The following is a 20,555-nucleotide window of genomic DNA, read 5'->3' as shown; positions in this document are numbered from 1 at the left end:
CCGGCCCGGGTCGCGTGTGCGGCCCGGGCCGGCGCGGCTTCGGGCGTGGCAACTACCTGACGCGGCGGTTCGGCCGGGTCGGCGCGGACCGGCCCGGCGCCCGTGGCAGAGTCCCGCCCATGCGGATACCGAGACCCAGCCCCGGACCCGGACCCGGGCCTGAACTCAGCCCCAGGCCCAGCCCCGGCCCCGGCCCCAGCCTCAGACGCGTCGCCGTGGCCCTGTGCCTGGGCGCCGCCACCCTGGCCCTGACCGCCTGCGGCCAGGAGCGCGCCGACTCCGCGTCCGGCCAGCGGGCCACCACCCCCGCCCCCTCGTCGACCCAGTTGCCCTCGCCTTCTCCTGTCGGCCCCCGGGGCAACGTGGAGCCCGTCGTACCCGACGGGGCACCGCACCACGGTGAGAACAACGCCTTCAAGTCCGAGCTGGACATGTCCCCCGCCAACGAGAAGGCCGCCCGGGCGGAGGCCGCGCGCATCAAGCCCGTCATCGCGCGGCTCTGGAAGGCCAGGGTGTGGGGCCCCGACCGGGTGCGCGCGGCCCTGCTCGAACTCGGCTACCGCGACGAGGGCACGGGCGACGAGGGCACGGGCGACGAGTCGGGTGACAGGACGCTGTCCGTGTCCGGGTTGGGCACGAGCGGGGAGACCGACCAGCAGGCCACGCCCGAGGGCGCCAGGGTCGCGCTGTACGTGGGTGACGCCTGTGTCACGGCGTTCACGCGGCGCGAGAGTTACCACGTCGGCGTCAACGGGATGTACATGGAAGGTGGCTGTTTCAAGCCGGAGGGCGGCCACTGAGCACCCGTCGCCGCCGGTCAGGTGGGGGAGCGCTCGCGGGAGCGGGCGGCGGCGCGCGCGGTCAGGACCAGGGTGGCGGCGATGAGGAGCGCCGCCAGGACGCCGGTGACCAGGACCGGTGCGGGGGCGGGCAACAAGGTGCTGGCCAGGATGGCGAGTACGGCCAGCGGGTGGATGACGTCGGCCGGGTTACGCAGCTCGGCGGCGCGGTGGTGCAGCAGCCACACGAGGGTGATGAAGACGGCCACCGGGATCGTGTACGCGGCGGCGGCCGCGCGGTCGCTGAGGTGCCCGTGGTCGGTCGCGTGCGCCACGTTGACCGCGAGCCCGGCGCCGGCGGCGGCCGCGGAGGCGAAGACCAGGTAGTGCCCGTACCCCCACAGCAGCGCGTTGGGCAGGCCGGTGAGGCGGCGGGGCGCGTGCTGGGCGAAGTAGAGCCACCACAGGGCGAACACGGTGAGGACGCCCCCGACGACGAGCGGCGCGAGGTCGCCGATGCTCGCGTCGGTGTCCAGGGCCGTACGGACGGCGCCGGTGGCCGCCGTGATGGTCTCGCCGAGCACGATCAGGGTGAACAGTCCGTAGCGCTCGGCGATGTGGTGCGGGTGCCAGGTGGTGGTGGTCGCCCGTTCGGCCCACGCGGGGACGGCGAGTTCGGCCAGCACGAGGAGCCCGAACGCGGGGAGGCCGGCGCCGTCGGGCAGGGCGAGCCGCACCACCCACCCGATCTGCACCACGAGGATGCCCACCGCGTACCGCAGACACGTACGCCGCCGCTCGGGATCAGCGCGGGCGGCCCGCAGCCACTGGGTGACCATGGCGAGCCGCATGACGACGTAGCCCCAGGTGATGACGGTGAAGTCGTCATCCTTGAGCGCGTCGGCCGCGCCGGCGGCCATGATCAGGGCGCCGACGATCTGGACCAGGGTGAGCAGCCGGTACGGCACGTCGTCGGTGTCGTACGCGGAGGCGAACCAGGTGAAGTTCATCCAGGCCCACCAGATCGCGAAGAACACGAGCACGTAGCCGAGCACCCCGTGTCCGACGTGCCCCTCGGCCAACTCGTGCTCGAACGCGAGGGCCGCCTGAGCCACGGCGGTGACGAAGCAGAGGTCGAAGAACAGCTCCAGCACGGTCGCGGTGCGATGCTCCTCACTGGCCAACCGCGCCACCATGGGGCGCCGCCACGCACTGGCGGGGGCGGGGGCGGATTGTGGCTGGCGCCCGGGGGTGGTGGGGTCGGGGTGCGGCTGGTTCATGGGTGAGGGGTGTGGAGGGGCGTACGGGGGGCCGTGGGGGCCGGGTTCGTACGGGAGGGCCTGGCGTACGGGTCCGCGTTCGGGTCTGTGTACGGGGCCGCGCCGGAGGTGGCCAGGCCGGCGGGTGTCGTCCCGTCCGCGAGCGTCGTCGTGTCCGGGGTGGCGGCCATGACTGCCTCCTGCGGTGTCCGGGGACCGGGGGCCGTGGACGGGGCGACCTCGGCGGCTGCCGGAGGCCCTGTCGTAGCCACGTCACCAGACTCGGTGCGGGGGCGCATGTGGATCTTGGGCGGATTGGTGGAGCGGGGGCGGGGTCGGTCGGGGGCGGGGTGCGGCTGTGCACAGCCTGTGGATGGGGTGGGGGTGCGTTCCAAGGCGCCACCAAGGGCGCGCCGCGCTCGATCCCGCGCGGGCGTGGTCAGGTCGCGCTGTCGAGTACGGCTCGCACCTCGGGCACCTCGGCGTACTCGGCCAGCCGCGCCAGCACCACCCGGACCCGATCCGCCGTCCGCTCGCTGGCCACGTCGGCGGACAGGCTCATGACCCGCGCGGCGGTCGCCGCCGCTTCCTCGGGCTCGTTGGCGTCGGCGTAGGCGACGGCGAGCCACGACAGGTACAGGGCGAGTTCCCGTGTGTGCGTCGCGTCGTACCGGCCGAGCACGTCGCGCAGGAGCGGCACGGCGCGGAGCGGTCGGCGTAGCTCGGTGTGGACGCGGGCTTCCATGATCTGGAGTTCACCGGCGTCCACCCAGTACAGTCACGCCGGGGACTCGGTGCCCGCGCTGTCCTCGGCCAACGCTTCCGCCGCCTCCCCCAGAGCCCGCATCGCGTGCTGCGCGTGCGCGCGGCCCCCGGCTTTGGTGTGCGCCCAGGCCACCCGATCGAGGAACAGCGCACGGGCTTTTGGCGACGCGTCCGGCCCGGCCTCGTGCAGCGCGGCACGGGCGAGGGCCAGGCCGTCGTCTGCCCGGCCGGTGTTGCAGAGTTGATAGGCCAACGACCCGGCGAGGTTCCCGGCCAGGGTGTGGTCCTCGGCTTGCCTGGCCGCGCTGAGTCCGAGCTGATAGATCCGCTCCGCCTCGGCGTGCCGCCCGGCGTCGCTCGCGATCCACCCGACGATCTGCCCCAACTCGCCTACTTGGCGAAGCAGTTCGCGCCCCACCGCCCCGGTGTGGGCACCCTCGCGGTACAAACGGACGGCGGAACGAAGTTCCCGGAGTGCGGGCCGGATGAGATCGCCTCCAGCGAGTACGTCGTCGGCCAGTCGTAGGCCGTGTACTCGCTGCCGCAGGTCGGCGACCTGGCCTATCCCGACGCGGCGACCCTCACGGGAGCGGAGAGGGGCCAGCGGGTCGCCTTCGGGCAGGTAGTCGGCCAGCGTAGGTGGAGGCGGCTCGGCGGGTAGTCGCTCCCGCTCCCGCCTGACGTTCACCCCAACGCCGTCCCCCATGCGTCCAGTCTGGCCGACAGTTGGCCTACATGTGGCTGCTAGTACGGAGATGTGGGGTGGGTGAGGGCGGGGTGACTCGGGGGAGTTGGCGGACTTACGGCCTTGTTGACCGGCGTCGTGTGCGGGGCCGGGAATAGCCTGGGTGGCCCGGGCGGCAGCAAGGGGGGAGTTTTGCGTGATTGGGTGATAGGTCGGAGTTCGCGGAAGTTGCAACAAACCGGGTGTCGCGGGGTGAAGCCGCAGGTCAATTGCTCTGGTCCCCGCGCGTGCGGGGGTGGTCCCCGGCGTATCGAGCTCGCCGACCTTCTCCTCGGCTGGTCCCCGCGCGTGCGGGGGTGGTCCCGGCGGGGCGCACCGGGTGTCGATGCCGGTCCGCTGGTCCCTGCGCACGCGGCGCTGGCCGCCCACGACGCCCGTTGCTCCGGTGGGAGTCAACAGCACTACATCGCGACGACGTTGACCGAGCTGGGAGTGCCGTTTCAGGTGCCTACGTCAGGGCGAGGAGTCCAGTATGGCTGAGACCTCCCACACGCTCGGTGAGCGTGTCCGTGATCTACGCAAGCGCCGCAGCCTCTCGCAACAGGCTCTGGCCCGTGCTGCCGGGCTGTCCCACTCCACCGTGCGGAAGCTGGAACAGGGCACGGGCGGGGAGACCCGGCTGGAGACCGCCCGCGCCCTCGCTCTCGCGCTGCGCGTGCCAACGACGTACCTGCTGCGCCGTGACCCCGAGGCCGCCGACCCGCACGTGGAAGGTCAATGGGCGCCGGTACGTGATGCGCTCTTCGCCCCACCGGTAACGGACTACGTTGAGGATGACGCACCCACCTCGGCGGGCTTGCGGGCCGCATTGCGAGCGGCTGAACCGCTGTTCGCCAGGGACCGGTTCGCCGAGCTTGCCGTCATCCTGCCGTCGTTGCTCCGAGACGCTGACGCTCTGGACAACAGTGACCGCGAGGCCCGCGCTGTTCGGTGCAGGCTGCTCCAGCTCACCGGGTGGCTGCTCACGCAGACGCGCCAGTACGAGTCTGCCGAGCACGCCCTCACCCAGGCCACGGCGGCCTCAGCCGATCGCCTGGATGGCTCGGCATCGGTCAATACGATGGCTTGGTTGCTGTTGCGTACCGGGCAGTTGTCGGAAGCGCGCGAGCTGGCCGTTCGGTGGGGTGACGACATGGAGCCCCGGTTGTCCCGGGCCACGGCGGACGAACTGTCCGCGTGGGGATGGATGATGCTGCGAGTCACGGCGGCGGCGGTGCGAGACGCGCGGCCCGACGAGGCGGCGGACGCCTTGCGCATGGCGCACGCGGCGGCGACTGCCCTGGGCCGCGAGCACGCTCCCCGGGCAGACTTCCTGCGCACGTTCGGCCCTGTCACGGTGGCGTTGAAGCGGGCCGAGAGCGCTGCGGTCGCCGGCAAGCCGGATGTGGTGCTGAGCCTGGCGAGCGAGATCCCCTCTGGTGGCCTGCGCCCCACCAGCAACAATCGCAATCGTCACCTGCTGGACGTGGCCGACGCGCATGCCCGCCTGCGTCGGTACGACCAGGCCATGGAGGTGCTGTACGGCATCCAGAGCGCGTCCCCCGAGTGGCTGCCGCGCCAGCGGTACGCACAGGACATCGCGACCAGGGTCATCCGCAAGCGGCGGACGCTGACCCCGGACATGCGACGCCTGGCTGACGCGATCGGCGTGCCGCTGTAGTGCGGTGATACCCCTTCGCCGCTCGGGCTCTGACGGCTCTCTGTGCGGTCGCGTTGACAGAGACTGTCGTGGCCCGGTGTGGCGCCGCAGGAGTACCGTGCGGGGAGGGATGGATGCCGAGGAGGGCCCGCATGCCTTACTCCAATGTTCCGACGAGCTTGCTTACAAATGGCCAGCGCCTTGCCCGTATAAGGGATCGCCGCCGGTGGACTCAGACTCGCCTCTCAACGGAGAGCGGCTATTCGCTTTCCGCCGTGAAGAAGTTCGAGCAAGGGCGCCGTTCGCTGGATCGTGCGGACGTCATTCTGCGGTTCGCGCGGGCCCTCGACTGCCACCCCACCGAGATCACCGGACAGCCGTATTCTCCGCCCGACGGTGATCTCGACGGGCATTCGGCCGTGTTGTCGATCGCCGCCATCCGTCGCGCGCTCCTGCGGCACGGCCGCCCCTCGCGGCCGTCGGAGCAGGAGGTCGCGGGCGTCAATATGGAAGACCTTCGGGCGCGCGTCGCCGAGGCGAACGGATATCGGCAGAAATCCGTGCTCGTCAGTAGCGGCAGGGTTCTGCCCGCTCTGTTGCGTGATCTGCAAGTCGCCGTAGACGTGGTCCCGGAGTCGGATCGGTGGCAGGCGCACGACTTGTTGGCGTCCGCGTACGAGTGCGCCATGCAACTGCTGTATAAGCTCGGGCGCGGCTCGGATGCCACGCTGGCCACCGAGCGGGTGGTCTGGTCCACGATGGAGACGGGCGATCCGCTACGGGCGTTGTCAGGTCACTGGTACGAGAGCGGCGAGTTCATGGCCATCGGTGAACACGAGGAAGCCGGCGCCATTATTGACGGGGCGCTCACCGAGCTTGATCGATGCGCTACCAGCCCCGAGCAGGTCTTGCTCAAGGGGGCGTTTCACCTCAAGGCCAGCCTGAACCACGCGCGGGCCGGTGAGCCGAAGTCCGCGGAAAAGCACCTCGCTCTGGCTGGCAAACTGGCCGAAACGTTGGGGGGCGACCGCAACGACTTCCAACTGCAATTCGGCCCGACGAATGTCGCCATCTGGTCGGTATCGCTGCCGGTTGAAGTGGGGCAAGGGCGGGAAGCGGTACGCCGCGCCGCACAGGTGACGCCGCGTCTTCCTGCGGATTACGCGCGCGAGCGCCGTAGCCACTACTTCATCGACGTCGGCCGTGCGCACCACTACAACGGGCGAAATGACGAAGCGCTGGAGTCCTTCCTGCACGCTGAACGGCTGGCGCCGCAGGCGACGCGGATGCACCCAGCGGTGCACGAAACCATGAACGTCATCCTGAACTCACGACGTCGAACCGACGCGTACGAGTTCGCGCTACGGCTCGGTCTGCTGTGACCGTAGGGACACGGACTGTGTCCCTACGGTAGGCAGGCGGCCCATACGGTCAGTCATCAACCGATCACCGTTGATGACACCGGAGGGCTGCGCCATGCCAACCTGGACCGAGAACACCTCGCCCCCACCCTTCGACTGGGTGCCGCCTGGTGGTGGGGTGCGGTGGACCAGAATCGGTGAACTGGGTTGGCACACGTTGTCGTTGCCGTACTACCTGGGGAACCGGGTGCTGGCCGCGCTCGGTGACGGCAGTGGGGCGGTCATCGAGGAGGACGTGCCGGAGCGGCTCGTGTGGTTGATCGAGCCCCAGGCGGTGGCCGTGCGGCACCTGTACGGGCATGAGGTGGTCAGCCTCGCGGGTGACGACGGGTCGTACGTCTTCGTACCGGGCATGGCGCGGGCTCGGATGGTGTGGTGGCGCGTTCCGCCGGAGCCGGGTCGGCTGTTGACGGACGCGGGTCGGTTGGTGGAGGCGATTGCCGTGCTGCGCCCGGGAGTTCGACCGTGAGTTCGCCCGTGAGCGGAATGGACTGGGTGCCACCCTCGTGTGACGCCGTTGCCCTGCTGCCTGCGGGGCGGCGCTGGGATGCCGTGCGCACGTCCACGGTCGTTGCTCGGCGGGCGTTCGAGATGCTGGACGTGAGCGAGAGGTGTGCCGCGATCGTCGATCCGCTGACCACTGCCGCGTACTGGTTGGTGCCGGCCGGCCAGGCGTCCGTGGTGCCGCAGTGGGAGCGGTTGGGGCGGCACGTCACCCTGCTGGGGCCCGGCCCCGGGGCTCACTACGTCGGGGTGCCGTCCGCGCATCGGAACACCGGCCCTGGCCTGCACTGGCGACTGCCGATCGACTGGTCGGGACGGTACCTGGCCGAACCACGCCCACCTCGGCGCCATCCTCGCCTCGGCCGTACGGTTCGCCCACGGCGCGGCCGCGCTTTCGTCGCCCTGCCCCGTGTGTGTGGGGGAGTCGTCGCGTACGGAAGAGGCGCCGGCCGGAGGTCGATCCGGCCCGGCCGAACCCGTCCCCTGCTGCCTGGAGGCCGACCCCGCATGCGACCACGCCGCCCGCTCGCCCACCAACCGGCGGCGCACATGAGCCGCAGTCGGTACCGCTACGTCGAGATGCACCTTGGGCCTGACCCGGAGGCTGACGCCTATCTCGTCCGCGCGACATGCCTGACCTGCGACGAACAGTCGCCAGAGCCTGAGCCGTCGGAGTCCATCACGGGCCAACACCACCAGGCCCAGCGTTGGTGCACGAGCCACGCGGCCCGCGACCACCCCGACGGCCGCCACGTCCGCTACGCGGCGACGGTCACCTTGCGGTGGCTGGTCACCCCGGCTGAGGACATCGGGCCGAGTGCTGGTCCGTAGGCAGGGTGAGGAGGCGGTGCGGGCTGTGAGGTCGGGGGCATGGTGTGGGGTGTCGGCGCCTGCGGGTGGGGGTGCGCTCGGTGGGTGCGTGGGTGCGTGGGTGCGTGGGTGCGTGGGTGGCGCTGGCCATGCCGTCTTGCGAACGGGGCGTGCCTGGTGGGGGGTTTGGCGGTCCAGCGTTCTTGTCCTTGAGCCTCAGGGTGCGAGCGCGGATAGGCTGTGAAGTCTGGCTAGCAAGGGGGTGTTGTGGTCGATCTGCCGAGTGTGGGCGATAGGTCGGAGTTCGCGGAAGTTGCAAAAAACCGGGGTGTCGCGCGATAAACCCGCAGGTCAATTGCTCTGGTCCCCGCGCGCGGGGATGGTCCCCCTGATGCCGCAGTATCCTCCTCCGGCTCCGCCTGGTCCCCCCGCGCGCGGGGATGGTCCCGGCGCAGCGCGCACGCCGCGAAGCTCGCCGAGCTGGTCCCCCCGCGCGCGGGGATGGTCCCGAAGAAATCGCTTCTGACCTGCGGCGACGCATCTGGTCCCCGCGCGCGGGGATGGTCCCACCACCGAGTTCAGCATGACGTTCAGGGCCTTCTGGTCCCCGCGCGTGCGGGGTTGGGGCTGGGGCGGTGTCAACGCTGCCCCACAACCCCTGCTTCGCAGCGAACCCCCCGCGCCGTCGCCGCACTTGAGAACCACACGGCGTGGTTCCGCCGGCGGTGAACACATGCCCGGTTGGGCTCGGTGGTCATTACCGTCCAGACGTATGACGACGATGACAACGCGCACGGTCGAGTACCCGGCCGACGGCCTCACGATGGTGGGGCATCTCGCGATTCCGGCCGGCGTTGGGCGTCGGCCCGCGGTTCTGCTCGGGCCCGAGGGGCCGGGGCTGAACGACGTCCAGCGCCGACGGGCCGACGCGCTGGCCGAACTTGGTTACGTGGCGCTGGCCTTCGACATCAACGGTGGGCGTTGGTTCAGCGACCCCGAGGAAATGATGGCGTACATCATGCCTCTGCTTGACGACACCGAACGGATGCGGGGCATCGGCTACGCGGCGCTCGATGTGCTGCGCGCCGAACCGCGTACGGACCCCGATCGGATCGCCGCCATCGGGTACGGCACCGGGGGCGCCATCGCGTTGGAACTCGGGCGTGACGGCGTGGATCTGCGCGCGATCGGGACGATCAACGCGGTGACCACCGGACGACCGGGCGAGGCTGCGAACATTCGATGCCCCGTGTGGGCCGGGGTGGGGTCGGAAGACCCGATCATGCCGCCTGCGCAACGGGAAGCGTTCACTGCGGAGATGCAGGCCGCAGGCGTCGATTGGCGCCTGGTGGTCTACGGCGGCGCCGAGCACGCCTTCCACCACCCGAACGTCGACCACGCGGTGCGCCCTGGCGTCAGCCACCACCCGCTGCACGCGGAACGGGCCTGGCGCGATGTTGTCGGCCTGCTCGCCGAGTGCCTGCCCGTGACAGAGTGATGTGTGGTCGGCAGCCGGGCCTTTGGCGCGACGCTGGCGGGATCGTGGAGGGGGTGCTGTGAGTCGCTTGTCTAGCTTGGGTGATAGGTCGGAGTTCGCGGAAGTTGCAAGAATCCGGGGTCGGGCGCGGTAAACCCGCAGGTCAATTGCTCTCGTCCCCGCGCGTGCGGGGATGGCCCCCTCCACCCCCACGCCCAGGAGCTCACCCCCGACTCGTCCCCGCGCATGCGGGGATGGCCCCAGGTGGGAGAGGTGGTTTTGCGTCGCCCTCTTCTCGTCCCCGCGCGTGCGGGGGTGGCCCCGGGCCTCTTGATGGCGAGGGCTGGACAGTCGACTCGTCCCCGCGTGTGCGGGTGTGGCCCCTTCAAGTACGTCTGCTCACGTGGCGGCAAGGACTCGTCCCCGCACACACGGGGGTTGGCCCCTACCTCAACCACGAGGTACGCCCGTCATCGGCCCGTCCCCGCCTCGCGGGGTTGGTCCCTCGTAAGGGACGCCGAGGGCGTCGCCGCACGCTCCGTCCCCGCCTTGCGGGGTTGGCCCCTGTCGGGTCTGGAGGAACTGGGCCTCGTCCGGCTCGTCCCCGCACCCGCAGGGGTTGGCCCGCCGCTGCCGCCGATGATCAGGGCCGTCATGCGCGTGTCCCCGCCCTGCGGGGTTGGCCCCGAGGTGCAGGCCAAGTTGGCGCTCGGCCTGGAGGTGTCCCCGCAGCCACGCGGGGTTGGTCCCGTCGGCTACTCGGTCAGCTCCGGGATGCTTGGCCCGTCCCCGCCGCTGCGGGGTTGGTCCGGCTGTTGAGCAGGCGCAGGACGAGAGCAAGCAGCCCTCCCCGCCCTCGCGGGGTCGGCCCCCAGGAGATCAAGGCCAAGAACGGCAACCCGTCGATGTCCCTGCCGAGCGGGGCCGGGCCCCGCTCGTACCGCAAGCCGGGGCCCACCCACAGGCACACCCTCCGCCAGGTCAAGACCCCCAACGGCACCCCGCCGCCCCCAAGGCCGCACTGTCCCCGCAGCCACCCACCCAGCCGAACCCCCACCCACACACCCGAAGCCAACCCCCACACCTCAAGCCCACCAACCCACCAAGACCACCGAACCCCCACCCACCCACAACCTCACCGCACCCCCACCCACACCCCCCGCTCCGCCCCGTCCGCCGACTCCGTCGGCAGCCAGGTGGCGTCCAGACGTTGCACCGTCGGGTGGTCAGGGGTGTAGCGGGGCCAGCCGGGGTCGCCGGTGGTGGTGAAGGCGACCCAGGCGGCGTGGGTGCGGCGGGCCAGCTCGCGGGGTTCGTCCGTGTCGGGGACGAGGCCGAGGGTGTGGAGGTCCACGCGGGACAGGTTGGCGAAGGCGAACGGGAGGTCGAGGCCGTGGCAGGCGCCGAGGAGGCCGTCGAAGGCGGGGGAGCGCCAGGTGAACTCGTACCGCCAGGTGCCCGCCGGGTGCGGGGCGTGGGCGTCGGCCAGGCGGGCGGTGGGGACGGCGAACATGTAGTCGGTGCCGATGGCGGAGAGGAGTTCGGCGGGCGTCGTACCGCGCCCGGCGGCCTCGTACGCGGCGATGACGCGCGCCGGGTCCGGGTGCAGGCGGGAGACGAGGAGCGGTAGCGACCGCGCGTCGACGGGTGGGGCGCCGCGCGTGAGCTGGAACAGGTTCAGCTCGTCGGCCGTGTTGCCGAGCAACAGGGCCACGTCGGCCGCGGCGCCCGCGCGGACCGCGTCCTCCGGTTGGCCGCGTACCGACTCGCCGTCGATGACCAGGCCCAACGGGGTCAGGCCCATCAGCGGGTCGCGTACGCCGGCGACGGACAGGTCCGGAGGCTCGGCCAGGACGTGGGCCAGCGCGGTCACCAGGGCCCGGTCGGGGAGCGACGCGAACGCCTCGGCCGTCGGGGGCACGCCGAGGTGGTCGGCCAGGGCGCGGGTCGTCGCGCTCGCCTGGGCCGGGGTGAGGGACTGCGAGCCCCCGCCGCTGGCGCTGATCGCGCGCTGGAACAGGCCGCGCGGGGCTAAGGCCAGCAGCGCGCACACGCTCGCCGCGCCCGACGACTCGCCGAAGACGGTGACCTGGTCCGGGTCCCCGCCGAAGGCGGCCACGTTGTCGCGTACCCAGTGCAGGCCGGCGAGTTGGTCGAGCAGGCCACGGTTGGCGGGCGCGTCCGGCAGGTGGGCGTAACCGGCCACGCCCACACGGTAGTTGAGGCCGACCAGCACCACGCCGTCGCGGGCGAACGACGTCCCGTCGTACAGGCCGGCCGTGGCACGGCCGCCGACGAACGCGCCGCCGTGTAGGTAGACCAGGACCGGCAGGCGCACGCCGGGCTCGGGGGACGGCGTCCAGACGTTGGCCGTCAGGTACTCGGCGCCGGGCAGCCAGCCCTCGCCCATCAGGTCCTGGAGCGGTGACCGGCCCGGCTCGCCCACCTGCGGGGCGCTCGGCCCGGGCTCGCGCGCGTCCCACTCGCCGCGCCAGGTGGGTGGCGCGGGCGGGGTGAACCGGGCCGCGCCGGTCGGCCCCGCCGCGTACGGGACGCCGGTGAAGACCGCCACCCCCTCCCTGATCCGGCCCCGGACGGTGCCCTGGGTGATGCGGACGATCGGTTCCACGGCGGCCATGACCTCTCCTCGGGACGGGGGAGCGCGGTGCGGGTGGTGGCGGCGAATCCGTCCGGTCGAAGCTACGCCCATGTGGCGCTGCGTCAAGAAGTGGCCTGTTGTGCACGGGAGTTGGGGGGCGGGCGTTCAATTCGGCTGCGGGGTGCGAGGGGCTACCGCTTCAGCAGGTCGCGCAGGGCCGTGGCGATCGTCTCCGGGGCCTCCTCGGCCATGAAGTGGCCGCACGAGACGGTGGCGTGGTGCAGGTCGGGGGCCCAGGCGCGCCAGCGGGCCGCCGCGTCGAAGCCGAGGGCGGCGCCCCAGTCCTGCTGGAGGACGGTGACGGGCATGGCGAACTGGTGGCCGGCGGCCCGGTCGGCCTCGTCGTGCTCGACGTCGATGCCGGCCGACGCGCGGTAGTCGGCCACGATGGAGGGCACGGCGTTGCGGCAGGCGTCCAGGTAGGCGGCGCGTACGTCGGCGGGGATGGCGCGCGGGTCGTTGGCCCAGGCGTCCAGGAACGAGCCGAAGAACGCGTCGGCGCTGGCGCTGATCATCCGCTCGGGCAGGCCGGGCGGCTGGGCCATCAGGTACAGGTGGTAGCCGACGGCCGCGCTGGTGCCGTGCATGACGTCCCACATGTCCAGGGTGGGCAGCACGTCGAGGCAGGCCAGGTGGGTGACGGCGGACGGGTGGTCGAGGCCGGCGCGGAAGGCGACGAGCGCGCCCCGGTCGTGCCCGGCCAGCGCGAACCGCTCGTGTCCGAGCGCGCGGGCCAGGGCGACGACGTCCGCGGCCATGGTGCGCTTGGCGTACGTGAGCGGGTCGCCGTCCTCGGCCGGCTTGTCGCTGGCCCCGTAGCCGCGCAGGTCGGGGCAGATCACGGTGTGATCGGCGGCCAGGTCGGCGGCCACGTGCCGCCACATGAGGTGGGTCTGCGGGAAGCCGTGCAGCAGCACGATCGGGCTGCCGGAACCGGCGACCGCCGCGTTCAGCGAGACGCCGTCGGCGACGCGAACGCGCTGGTAGGCGAAGTGGGGGAGGCGGGAGAGCGGCATGGCGCACGTCCTGGGTCGGGTCGGGAGCCCGGGCGGGCGGTACGGGGCGGCCGGGCCGCCGCCGCGCGCCGTGGGCGGGTACGTTCCCAGCCTGCTGGGCGCGGATGAGCGATGGATGAGCGCGCTATACGGTGGCGAGGAGTGCGGCGTGTGGGCGGGGGCCGGCGCCGTTCGACCCCGTGGCGGGCGCGCGGTGGCGGCGGGCGCGGACCCGGTACGTGGTGTGCGGACGGCGGTACGCGATGGGCGGCTGGCGGTACGCGATGAGCGGACGGCGGTACGGAGAGGCTGGCGGTACGGAGAGGCGGTGCGGGTGCGGGCGGTGTTCGGGGTGCTGGGGCCGGTGTCGGCCTGGGACGAGACCGGGGAGCCGATCGCGCTGAAGGGCCCACGGCACCGCGCGGTGCTGGCCCGGCTGATCGTCGCCCGGCGTCGCGTCGTACCGGTCGGCCACCTCGTCGACGACCTGTGGGAGGAGCCGCCGGCGGGCGCCGTGAGCGCCGTACGCACCTTCGTCGCCGCCCTCCGGCGCGCGCTGGAACCGGAGCGCCCGCCGCGCGCGCCGGCCCGGCTGCTGGTCACCGAGGGCCCGGGGTACGCGCTGCGCGCCGAGCCCGACGCGGTGGACGCGTGGCGCTTCGAGCGGGCGGTGACGGCGGCGACCACGCTGCCGCCGGCCGACGCGCTCGTACGGCTCGACGAGGCGCTCGGGTGGTGGCGCGGGCCCGGGTACGCCGATTTCGCCGAGGCGCCGTGGGCCCGCGCCGAACGGGCCAGGCTGGCGGAGCTGCGGCTACACGCCGTCGAGCGGCGGGCCGGGGCGCGGCTGGCGCTCGGGCTGGCCGCGGAGGCGGTGCCGGACCTGGACGCGCACGTGACCGAGCACCCGTGGCGCGAGGACGCCTGGCGGCTGCTCGCCCTCGCGCTCTACCGCACGGGCCGGCAGGGCGACGCGCTCGCCGTGCTGCGCCGGGCCCGCGCGCTGCTGGTCGAGCAGCTCGGCGTGGACCCGGGCCCTGGCCTGCGCCAACTGGAGGCGGACGTGCTCGACCAGGCGGCCCACCTGGACGTTCCCCACTCGGACGCTACCCCCATGAACGCCGCTGGTCTGGACGCCTCCGGCCCGGACGCGGAGCGTCCGTCGGGCGCGGCCCCGGCCGCCGAGGTGCGGCCAGCCGCCGGCCTCGACGCCCCCGACCCCGAGGCCCCCGACCCCGACGCCCCCGACCCCGCCGGCGCCGCGGCCCGGGTGTGGGCGCGGGCCGCCGCCGACTACGACCGGGCCGTCTCCGCCGGGGCGCGGGCCCGGCTCGAATCGACGGTGGGCCTGCTCCGCAGCCTCGCGCTGACCGGAGGTGAGGGGCTGGAGGCGGCCCGCGCGCACCGGGTGGCGGCCGTCGCGGCGGCGGAGGAGCTGGGGGATCCGGAGCTGACCGCGCGGGTGATCGGCGCGTACGACGTACCGGCGATCTGGACCCGCGCGGACGACCCGGAGCAGGCGGCGCGCATCGTCGCCGCGGCCGAACGCACCCTGGCCGCCCTCCCCGCCCCCGGCCACGCGGCGGCCCGGGCCCGCCTGCTGGCCACCATCGCCCTGGAGACCCGCGGTACCCGGTCCCCGACCGACCCGCCGGAGGCCGCCGACCTGGCAACCCTCGCGGCGACCGGCTCTCCAGTGCCTGCAGCCCCCGCCTCGCGGCCCCCGGCCCCGCGCGCGACGCGCGCCGCCCGCGAGGCGGAGGAGATCGCCCGCAGTCTGGACGACCCGGCGCTGCTCGCGTTCGCGCTGGGCGGGCGGTTCATGCAGTGCTTCGAGCGCGCGGGCCTGGCCCCGGACCGGGACGCGATCGGCGCGGAACTCGTCGCCCTGTCCGCCCGGCACGGCCTGGTCACCTACGAGGTGCTCGGCCACCTCGTCCGCGTCCAGGCCCGCTGCGCGCTCGCCGACTTCACCACCGCCGACCGGCACGCGGCCGCCGTGGACGACCTGGCCGAGCGGCACGAACTACCGCTGGTGGGCGTGTTCACGCAGTGGTACCGCGCGCTCCGCCTCGCCGCGACCGGCCAGCCCACGGGGCCCGACGCCGAGGCGGCCTACCGGGCCGCCGCCGCACGCCTGGACGGCGCCGGCATGCCGGGCCTGGAGCGCGGCCTGTTGCCGCTGGCGCTGCTGTGCCTGCGGCTGACCCGCGAGGACCAGGGCGCCGAGGAGGCCCCGGGCGCCGCGCCGCCGCCCGCCGATCCGGCCGCTGGCCAAGGCGCCGACCGGAGCGTCGATCGGGACACCGACTGGGGCCCCTACGCGCCGTGGGTCCGCCCGCTGCTCCTGCTCGCCGGCGGCCGGCGCGCGGAGGCGGCGACGGCGCTCCGCGCGGCCCCGCCACCACCCCACGACCTGCTGTACGAGGCCATGTGGTGCCTCGTCGGTCGGGCCGCCATCGGCGTCGGCGACCGGGCCGTCATGCGCCTCGCCCGTACACGACTCCTGCCCGCCGCAGGCGAGTTGGCGGGAGCCGGCAGCGGGTTGCTCACCCTCGGCCCGGTCGCCCGCCACCTCGCCGCCCTGGATGCCGCCCTCGCGGAACCCACGAACTCATGACGGCGCCGACGCCCCGCCCGTACCCCTCCCGTACGCGACCGCTCCCGACCGGTACGCGACCGTTCCCCCTCCGTGCGCGTCCGACCCAGGCCCGTACGCAACCACTCTCGACCCGTACGAGACGGCTCCCGGCCCGGACACGTCGGCCCGAGCCGCAGCCGTAACCGAAGCCCCACCCCCAGCCCCGGGCTCAGCCGCCCCCGTTGACGACGCCGTGGCGCGGCCGTGCAGGACGAGGGCCCAGGCCAGGACGGCGAAGGCGGCGATGTTGGCGACGGCGCGCACGGTGTTCCAGGTGACCCAGCGGGCCTCGAAGTCCCGGCGGACGGCGGCCAGGTCGGTGATCCGGGCCGGATCACCCGCCTTGGCCAACTGGTCGTTGAGGGGCACGTTCACGCCACTGGTGATCACGAACATGACCAGGTAGAGCACGAGTCCGGCGATGATCCACGGCAGCGCCGCGCGGTCGGCGCCCGAGCGCAGGCTCAGCGCCAGGGCGAGGGCCGTGAACGCGACGCCACCCAGGAAGCAGAACATGAACCAGCCGTTGAGGATGGACGCGTTGATCTTCTGCATCCCCTCCACGAAGGTGCGGTCGCTCGACCCGCCGAGGCCGGGCATGACCGCGTACGAGAAGGCGGCGAACAGGCCGGCCATCAGACCGGTGGTGAGGGTCGCCGCGAGCAGCGCGACGGTGTGCAGGGTCTTGAGTTGCATCGCGGGTCACTCCCCGATCCAGGCGCCCGAGGCCGCCGTGGCCCGGGCGAAGTCGGCGAAGTCACGGGCGGGGCGGCCCAGGACGCGTCGCACGTCGTCGGTGACGCTGGCGTTGCGGCCGTCGAGGACCGTGCCGAAGAGGTAGCCCAGGAACGCGACCACGTCGGCCGGCACCTGTTCGGCGGCGAGCCCGGCAGCGAACTCCTCCGGGCCGATCCGGGCGTAGCGGACGGGTCGGCCGGTGGCCTCGGCGATGGTGGCCGTGGCCTCGGCGAAGGTGAGCAGCCGGGGCCCGGTCAGCTCGTAGACCCGGCCCGCGTGCCCGTCCTCGGTCAGCACCGTGGCGGTCACGTCGGCGATGTCGTCCGCGTCGAGGAACGGCTCGCCCACCGGGCCCGCCGGCAACGCCACCTCGCCGGCCAGCACCGGTCCGAGCAGGTAACCCTCGCTGAAGTTCTGGCTGAACCAACTACACCGCAACACCGTCCAGTCAGCCCCGGCACCGGCCCCCGCCCCCGATTCGGCCGTCCCCGATCCGGCTGCCCCTGATTCGGCCGCCACCACCAGCGCCCGCTCGCAGGCCAGGGCCTCGTCCTCGCCGCGCCCCGACAGCAGCACGAGCCGCCGCACGCCACGGGCCACCGCCAACTCCGCGAAGGAGCCCACCGCTTCGACCGCGCCCGGCACGGCCAGGTCGGGGTAGTACGAGACGTACACCGCGTGCACGCCGTCCAGGGCCGGGCCCCAGGTCGCTGGCCGCTCCCAGTCGAAGGGCAGCCCGCCGGCGCGCGAGCCGATGCGTACCGGCAGATCGCGCGCCGTCAGCCGGCTCACGAGCCGGCTGCCGGTCTTGCCGGTGCCGCCCAGGACGAGGGTCATGGGGTGGTGCCGCGTCATGGTGTGCTCCCCGTTGATTGGTGGTGCGTAGCCGCAGCTTGATCGCTTGATCGCTGCTTGGCCGTTGTGACGACCGCTCGGCCGTCGCTCACCACTCTCGACCGGGGCGGCAGCCGTAACAATGGCCGAATCCGCACGGTCCGTTAATCTGTGGGTTACGGATGAGGGGGTCGGGTGGAACACCGCGACATCGAGATTTTCCTGACGCTCGCGCGGGAACTGCACTTCGGCCGCACCGCCGAGCGGCTGCACGTGTCCCCGGCCCGGATCAGCCAGGCCGTCAAGAAGATGGAACGCCGCATCGGGGCCCGCCTGTTCGACCGAACGAGCCGAGTCGTCGCCCTCACGGCGATCGGCCGCCAGCTGCGGGACGACCTGGCGCCGGCGTACGACCAGATCCAGGCGGCTGTCGCACGGGCGGTCGAGGCGGGCCGGGGCGGCGGCGGGGTGCTGAGGGTGGGGTTCATCGGCGCCGGGGTCGGCATGTTCGTGTACGAGGTCGCGGAGGTCTTCCGGGCCCGGCACCCGGCCGGCGAGGTGCGGGCCCTTGAGCAGCGGTACGCCGACGCCACCACCCTCCTGGCCGGCGACGAGATCGACGTGCTGCTCTGCGTGGCCCCGCCGCTGCGGCCGGAGGTGAGCGAGAGCCCGGTCCTCTTCCGCGAAGACCCCGTGCTCGCCGTCTCGGCCCGGCACCCCTTCGCCCGCCGCGCCGCGGTCCGCCTCGACGACCTGGCCCGCACCCCCGTGCTCCGCCCCCGGCTGCTCGCGCCCGAGGTGGACGCGCTGACCGTGCCCGCGACCACGCCCACGGGCCACCTCGTCGAACGCGGCCCGGACTTCGGCACCATCCAGGAGATGCTGGCCCTCGTCGGCGCGGGCCGTGGCGTCTACCCCGTACCCGCGCATGCGCAGCGCTTCGACTCCCGCCCCGACGTGGCGTACGTGCCGATCGAGGACGCGCCGCCCTTCGCCTGGCGCCTGCTGTGGCGCACCTCCGCGACGACACACCAACTCCGCGCCTTCGCCGATGCGGCCCAGGACGTGGTGGCCGACCGGGCCAACCCGCTGTTGGAGGCGAGCCCGGCGGCGGGGGAGGGGGCGGGCGGGTAGCTCCGCTGCGAGGTCTGGGGGGCCAACAGCGGCTATGCCGACCGCGGCCAACAGCGTGGGACTGGAGGCCAGGTGAACCGCACCTTGCGCGATGGTCGGCACCATCGTCACCGAGGGCGACAAGGAGTTCGTTGACCTGAAGGTGGCAGGTCCGGAGGACGAGAAGGATTCCCTGATCGCCACTGCCACGCACCCCTTCTGGGTGGACAGTGACTCCTGGCTGAACGCGGGCGACTCCAAGGCCGGTATGAGCCTGCATACGGTGGATGGCGCCACAGTGAAGGTGGCCTCAACCCGTCATTTCAGCGAGCTTCAGCGCCCGCATGATCTGACGGTTTCGGGGGTGCGTACGTATTATTTGGTGGCTGGTGGGGCGCCGGTTCTGGTGCACAACAACAGCTGCCCCCTGATGGGAATGCGACATCGAACTGCGGCTCGAAAAGAAGAAAGAGAGCGGAGCACCTTCAGCCCGATAAGGACAATGCCGAAGGGGCCGTACGAGGTTTGAGCGGGACGAAATTGGGTGAATCACGCGCTCAGACATGATTTCTAGAGTCGCCCGCGCCGTCTGGGTGGCGTCCTGGCTCGAGGCTCCGGGGAACTGGTAAGCCGCACAGCGGCGTGAACCCGCCCTTGTGCTATCCAAAGGGCACCGGTCACGGAGAGAGTGCTACTGGTGAGAATCTACCTCTGGGGTATTAGAAATGAGCATTCACGGAGCCGCAGACGACGTCCTGAGAAGAGTGGGTGTTCAGTTCCCGGACGCTGCGAACTTGTACGTGGCACTTTCTCTGAGTCGCCTCTTCTGGCCAGATACTCGGGTGGTGAGCGGTGCTGTGTTCGTCACGTTGAACGTGGGAGACGCAGAAGAGGTCGAGCGCCGTGTAGCCGCTTGGAGTGATTCCGGCGAAATGGCGTGGAGTCGGTTCGTCGACAGCTTCAACTCGTTCGAAGTGCGGCACCTCTTCGCCAACTGGCCGGCCAACTCGGATATGCTGGGCGATGCCGAATTGTGTCTTGCGGAGCTCCTCATTACGCCGTGGTCGGCCAAGCTGAGTGCAGATTTCCCCGACCGTAGGTTCAGTGTCGAGCTAGACGAGGACCCCGAGGCAGACGGCCCCCGTATTCTGGTGCGGCAAACCTATCCTCATACGGTTCGTTAGCTCAGAGAGTGAGTGGAGAAGGTGGACGGTCCTTCATGGAGGATTGGGCCGGACCGCCCTCTTGTCAATCGCTTGACTGTGCATGCGGCGCTATCTGTGGCGCAGTGAGGCCCTGCCAGTGCCCAACTGGCTGGGTTTCACGATGCGTTGGTGTCAGAGGGCAACTCCCGGCCGGGCCTGCTCCGGTGACGTGCACGGTTGTCGACGAGAGGGGCGAACTCGTGGGTGAGATCCTCTTGTGGACTGAATCGGGGCTGCTGTCCGGTCTCGAATACGCCTGGTTCGGCGATCAGCCCCCTACTTCGCTTCCGCGACTCGATCGGATGGTCACGTCATAGGCGGGGCGTCAGAGTCCATGGGTGGGGCGTCAGAGGCTCACCCCGCCTCGCGTCGCGACGGACCCCCTACCCCACCCGATCCCCCTGATACACCGCCAACGCCCAGATCACGAACAGGTCGAGCGCCATCACGACGACCGACCAGACCGGGGCGTACGGCAGGAAGAGGAACTGGGCCACCAGGCTGAGGGCGGCCAGGGTGATGGCCGTGGCGCGGGCCCAGAGGCGGCCGGTGAGGATGCCGCAGCCGGTGGCCAGTAGCAGCGCGCCGAGGGCCAGGAGGGTCCAGCCCCAGCCGGTGAGGTTGATGCGGTAGAGGTAGCTGTCGTGGCGGACGTAGACGTCGTCCTCGGCGATCGCGGCGATGCCCTGGAGGACCAGGAGCACGCCGTTGACCAGCAGGAGGACGGCGGCCAGGATGGCGCCTCCGGTGGCCCAGGCGCTGTTCGCCGGCGGAGGAGACGAGCCGGGCCGGTCATCGGGCCGGCCGGAGGCGGAGCGGTGTACCGGGGACGGGTGGTCGCTCATGGTCGTGGCCCTTCGGTCCGGCGGTCCGGGAGCCGCGGTCTGGTTCGACCCTGACCGGTGTCGGACAGCGGGTACCACAGGGCGTGAGCCGTACGGGTGAGGGCGGGGGAGGAGGCGGCCCCGGTA

At 72.3% G+C, this 20,555-nt stretch carries 19 protein-coding genes; 10 read left to right on the top strand and 9 right to left on the bottom strand.

Annotated elements, in window-relative coordinates; translation table 11 throughout:
• The first annotated feature begins 215 nt into the window (after positions 1–215).
• Positions 216–800 (top strand): hypothetical protein, encoded by a 585-nt coding sequence (locus OYE22_RS13755; RefSeq protein WP_277320673.1) that lies wholly within the window; start codon positions 216–218, stop codon positions 798–800.
• A 17-nt stretch (positions 801–817) separates the two neighbouring features.
• On the opposite strand, the gene OYE22_RS13750 is transcribed toward OYE22_RS13755, so the two are convergent.
• The 4 genes from OYE22_RS13750 to OYE22_RS33425 form a co-directional block, all read right to left on the bottom strand.
• On the bottom strand, positions 818–1,975 hold the full coding sequence (locus OYE22_RS13750) for a low temperature requirement protein A (protein WP_277324125.1): 1,158 nt from the start codon (positions 1,973–1,975) through the stop codon (positions 818–820).
• Between the two features lie 80 nt (positions 1,976–2,055).
• Positions 2,056–2,229, bottom strand: a complete 174-nt coding sequence (locus tag OYE22_RS13745) for a hypothetical protein (protein WP_277320672.1) — start codon at positions 2,227–2,229, stop codon at positions 2,056–2,058.
• A gap of 248 nt (positions 2,230–2,477) precedes the next feature.
• The gene (locus OYE22_RS33430; RefSeq protein WP_348652212.1) at positions 2,478–2,783 is read right to left on the bottom strand and encodes a hypothetical protein; all 306 of its coding nucleotides are present in this window, start codon (positions 2,781–2,783) and stop codon (positions 2,478–2,480) included.
• Between the two features lie 33 nt (positions 2,784–2,816).
• Positions 2,817–3,509, bottom strand: a complete 693-nt coding sequence (locus tag OYE22_RS33425; RefSeq protein ID WP_348652211.1) for a hypothetical protein — start codon at positions 3,507–3,509, stop codon at positions 2,817–2,819.
• Positions 3,510–4,020: 511 nt separating this feature from the next.
• Between OYE22_RS33425 and OYE22_RS13735 the strand changes: the two genes are divergently transcribed.
• From OYE22_RS13735 to OYE22_RS13715, 5 genes are all read left to right on the top strand, one after another.
• A complete protein-coding gene (locus OYE22_RS13735) occupies positions 4,021–5,208 on the top strand; it encodes a helix-turn-helix transcriptional regulator (protein WP_277320671.1) in 1,188 nt (395 codons plus the stop codon).
• Positions 5,209–5,321: 113 nt separating this feature from the next.
• On the top strand, positions 5,322–6,569 hold the full coding sequence (locus OYE22_RS13730; RefSeq protein WP_348652210.1) for a helix-turn-helix transcriptional regulator: 1,248 nt from the start codon (positions 5,322–5,324) through the stop codon (positions 6,567–6,569).
• Between the two features lie 94 nt (positions 6,570–6,663).
• Positions 6,664–7,077: a hypothetical protein gene (locus OYE22_RS13725; protein ID WP_277320669.1), complete on the top strand. Its 414-nt coding sequence runs from the start codon at positions 6,664–6,666 to the stop codon at positions 7,075–7,077.
• 584 nt (positions 7,078–7,661) lie between these two features.
• A complete protein-coding gene (locus OYE22_RS13720; RefSeq protein ID WP_277320668.1) occupies positions 7,662–7,943 on the top strand; it encodes a hypothetical protein in 282 nt (93 codons plus the stop codon).
• Positions 7,944–8,694: 751 nt separating this feature from the next.
• The gene (locus OYE22_RS13715; protein WP_277320667.1) at positions 8,695–9,420 is read left to right on the top strand and encodes a dienelactone hydrolase family protein; all 726 of its coding nucleotides are present in this window, start codon (positions 8,695–8,697) and stop codon (positions 9,418–9,420) included.
• A gap of 1,114 nt (positions 9,421–10,534) precedes the next feature.
• Here the strand turns inward: OYE22_RS13715 and OYE22_RS13710 are convergent.
• Together OYE22_RS13710 and OYE22_RS13705 are read right to left on the bottom strand one after the other, a co-directional pair.
• Entirely contained in the window at positions 10,535–12,037 is a 1,503-nt protein-coding gene (locus OYE22_RS13710) for a carboxylesterase family protein (RefSeq protein ID WP_277320666.1), read from the bottom strand.
• 152 nt (positions 12,038–12,189) lie between these two features.
• The gene (locus OYE22_RS13705; protein WP_277320665.1) at positions 12,190–13,074 is read right to left on the bottom strand and encodes an alpha/beta hydrolase; all 885 of its coding nucleotides are present in this window, start codon (positions 13,072–13,074) and stop codon (positions 12,190–12,192) included.
• 313 nt (positions 13,075–13,387) lie between these two features.
• On the opposite strand from OYE22_RS13705, the gene OYE22_RS13700 reads away from it, so the two are divergent.
• Complete coding sequence (locus OYE22_RS13700; protein WP_277324124.1) at positions 13,388–15,673, top strand: BTAD domain-containing putative transcriptional regulator; 2,286 nt, start codon at positions 13,388–13,390, stop codon at positions 15,671–15,673.
• On the opposite strand, the gene OYE22_RS13695 is transcribed toward OYE22_RS13700, so the two are convergent.
• A complete protein-coding gene (locus OYE22_RS13695; protein WP_277320664.1) occupies positions 15,668–16,390 on the bottom strand; it encodes an anthrone oxygenase family protein in 723 nt (240 codons plus the stop codon). The genes OYE22_RS13700 and OYE22_RS13695 overlap by 6 nt on opposite strands.
• A 6-nt stretch (positions 16,391–16,396) precedes the next feature.
• Positions 16,397–17,287, bottom strand: a complete 891-nt coding sequence (locus tag OYE22_RS13690; protein ID WP_277320663.1) for an NAD(P)H-binding protein — start codon at positions 17,285–17,287, stop codon at positions 16,397–16,399.
• 174 nt (positions 17,288–17,461) lie between these two features.
• On the opposite strand from OYE22_RS13690, the gene OYE22_RS13685 reads away from it, so the two are divergent.
• The 3 genes from OYE22_RS13685 (at position 17,462) to OYE22_RS13675 (ending at position 19,563) form a co-directional block, all read left to right on the top strand.
• Positions 17,462–18,400 (top strand): LysR family transcriptional regulator, encoded by a 939-nt coding sequence (locus OYE22_RS13685; protein ID WP_277320662.1) that lies wholly within the window; start codon positions 17,462–17,464, stop codon positions 18,398–18,400.
• A 91-nt stretch (positions 18,401–18,491) separates the two neighbouring features.
• Positions 18,492–18,908 carry a polymorphic toxin-type HINT domain-containing protein gene (locus OYE22_RS13680; protein WP_277320661.1) on the top strand — a complete coding sequence of 139 codons (417 nt, stop codon included), beginning with the start codon at positions 18,492–18,494 and terminating at the stop codon, positions 18,906–18,908.
• 316 nt (positions 18,909–19,224) lie between these two features.
• A complete protein-coding gene (locus OYE22_RS13675) occupies positions 19,225–19,563 on the top strand; it encodes a hypothetical protein (RefSeq protein WP_277320660.1) in 339 nt (112 codons plus the stop codon).
• Between the two features lie 404 nt (positions 19,564–19,967).
• On the opposite strand, the gene OYE22_RS13670 is transcribed toward OYE22_RS13675, so the two are convergent.
• Entirely contained in the window at positions 19,968–20,429 is a 462-nt protein-coding gene (locus OYE22_RS13670; RefSeq protein WP_277320659.1) for a hypothetical protein, read from the bottom strand.
• Between the last annotated feature and the right edge of the window lie 126 nt (positions 20,430–20,555).

The sequence above is a fragment of the Streptomyces sp. 71268 genome (assembly GCF_029392895.1).
GTDB lineage: Bacteria > Actinomycetota > Actinomycetes > Streptomycetales > Streptomycetaceae > Streptomyces.
Note: the sequence above shows the minus strand (reverse complement) of the source record. Positions and strands in the feature narration are given on the sequence as shown.

Bases quoted from the DNA above. Each gene is read 5' to 3' on its own strand.
- OYE22_RS33425 (WP_348652211.1), bottom strand. From the start codon at position 3,509: ATGGGGGACGGCGTTGGGGTGAACGTCAGGCGGGAGCGGGAGCGACTA.
- OYE22_RS33430 (WP_348652212.1), bottom strand. From the start codon at position 2,783: ATGGAAGCCCGCGTCCACACCGAGCTACGCCGACCGCTCCGCGCCGTG.
- OYE22_RS13735 (WP_277320671.1), top strand. From the start codon at position 4,021: ATGGCTGAGACCTCCCACACGCTCGGTGAGCGTGTCCGTGATCTACGC.
- OYE22_RS13730 (WP_348652210.1), top strand. From the start codon at position 5,322: ATGCCGAGGAGGGCCCGCATGCCTTACTCCAATGTTCCGACGAGCTTG.
- OYE22_RS13745 (WP_277320672.1), bottom strand. From the start codon at position 2,229: ATGGCCGCCACCCCGGACACGACGACGCTCGCGGACGGGACGACACCC.
- OYE22_RS13670 (WP_277320659.1), bottom strand. From the start codon at position 20,429: ATGAGCGACCACCCGTCCCCGGTACACCGCTCCGCCTCCGGCCGGCCC.
- OYE22_RS13705 (WP_277320665.1), bottom strand. From the start codon at position 13,074: ATGCCGCTCTCCCGCCTCCCCCACTTCGCCTACCAGCGCGTTCGCGTC.
- OYE22_RS13680 (WP_277320661.1), top strand. From the start codon at position 18,492: ATGGTCGGCACCATCGTCACCGAGGGCGACAAGGAGTTCGTTGACCTG.
- OYE22_RS13695 (WP_277320664.1), bottom strand. From the start codon at position 16,390: ATGCAACTCAAGACCCTGCACACCGTCGCGCTGCTCGCGGCGACCCTC.
- OYE22_RS13720 (WP_277320668.1), top strand. From the start codon at position 7,662: ATGAGCCGCAGTCGGTACCGCTACGTCGAGATGCACCTTGGGCCTGAC.
- OYE22_RS13715 (WP_277320667.1), top strand. From the start codon at position 8,695: ATGACGACGATGACAACGCGCACGGTCGAGTACCCGGCCGACGGCCTC.
- OYE22_RS13750 (WP_277324125.1), bottom strand. From the start codon at position 1,975: ATGGTGGCGCGGTTGGCCAGTGAGGAGCATCGCACCGCGACCGTGCTG.
- OYE22_RS13725 (WP_277320669.1), top strand. From the start codon at position 6,664: ATGCCAACCTGGACCGAGAACACCTCGCCCCCACCCTTCGACTGGGTG.
- OYE22_RS13690 (WP_277320663.1), bottom strand. From the start codon at position 17,287: ATGACGCGGCACCACCCCATGACCCTCGTCCTGGGCGGCACCGGCAAG.
- OYE22_RS13710 (WP_277320666.1), bottom strand. From the start codon at position 12,037: ATGGCCGCCGTGGAACCGATCGTCCGCATCACCCAGGGCACCGTCCGG.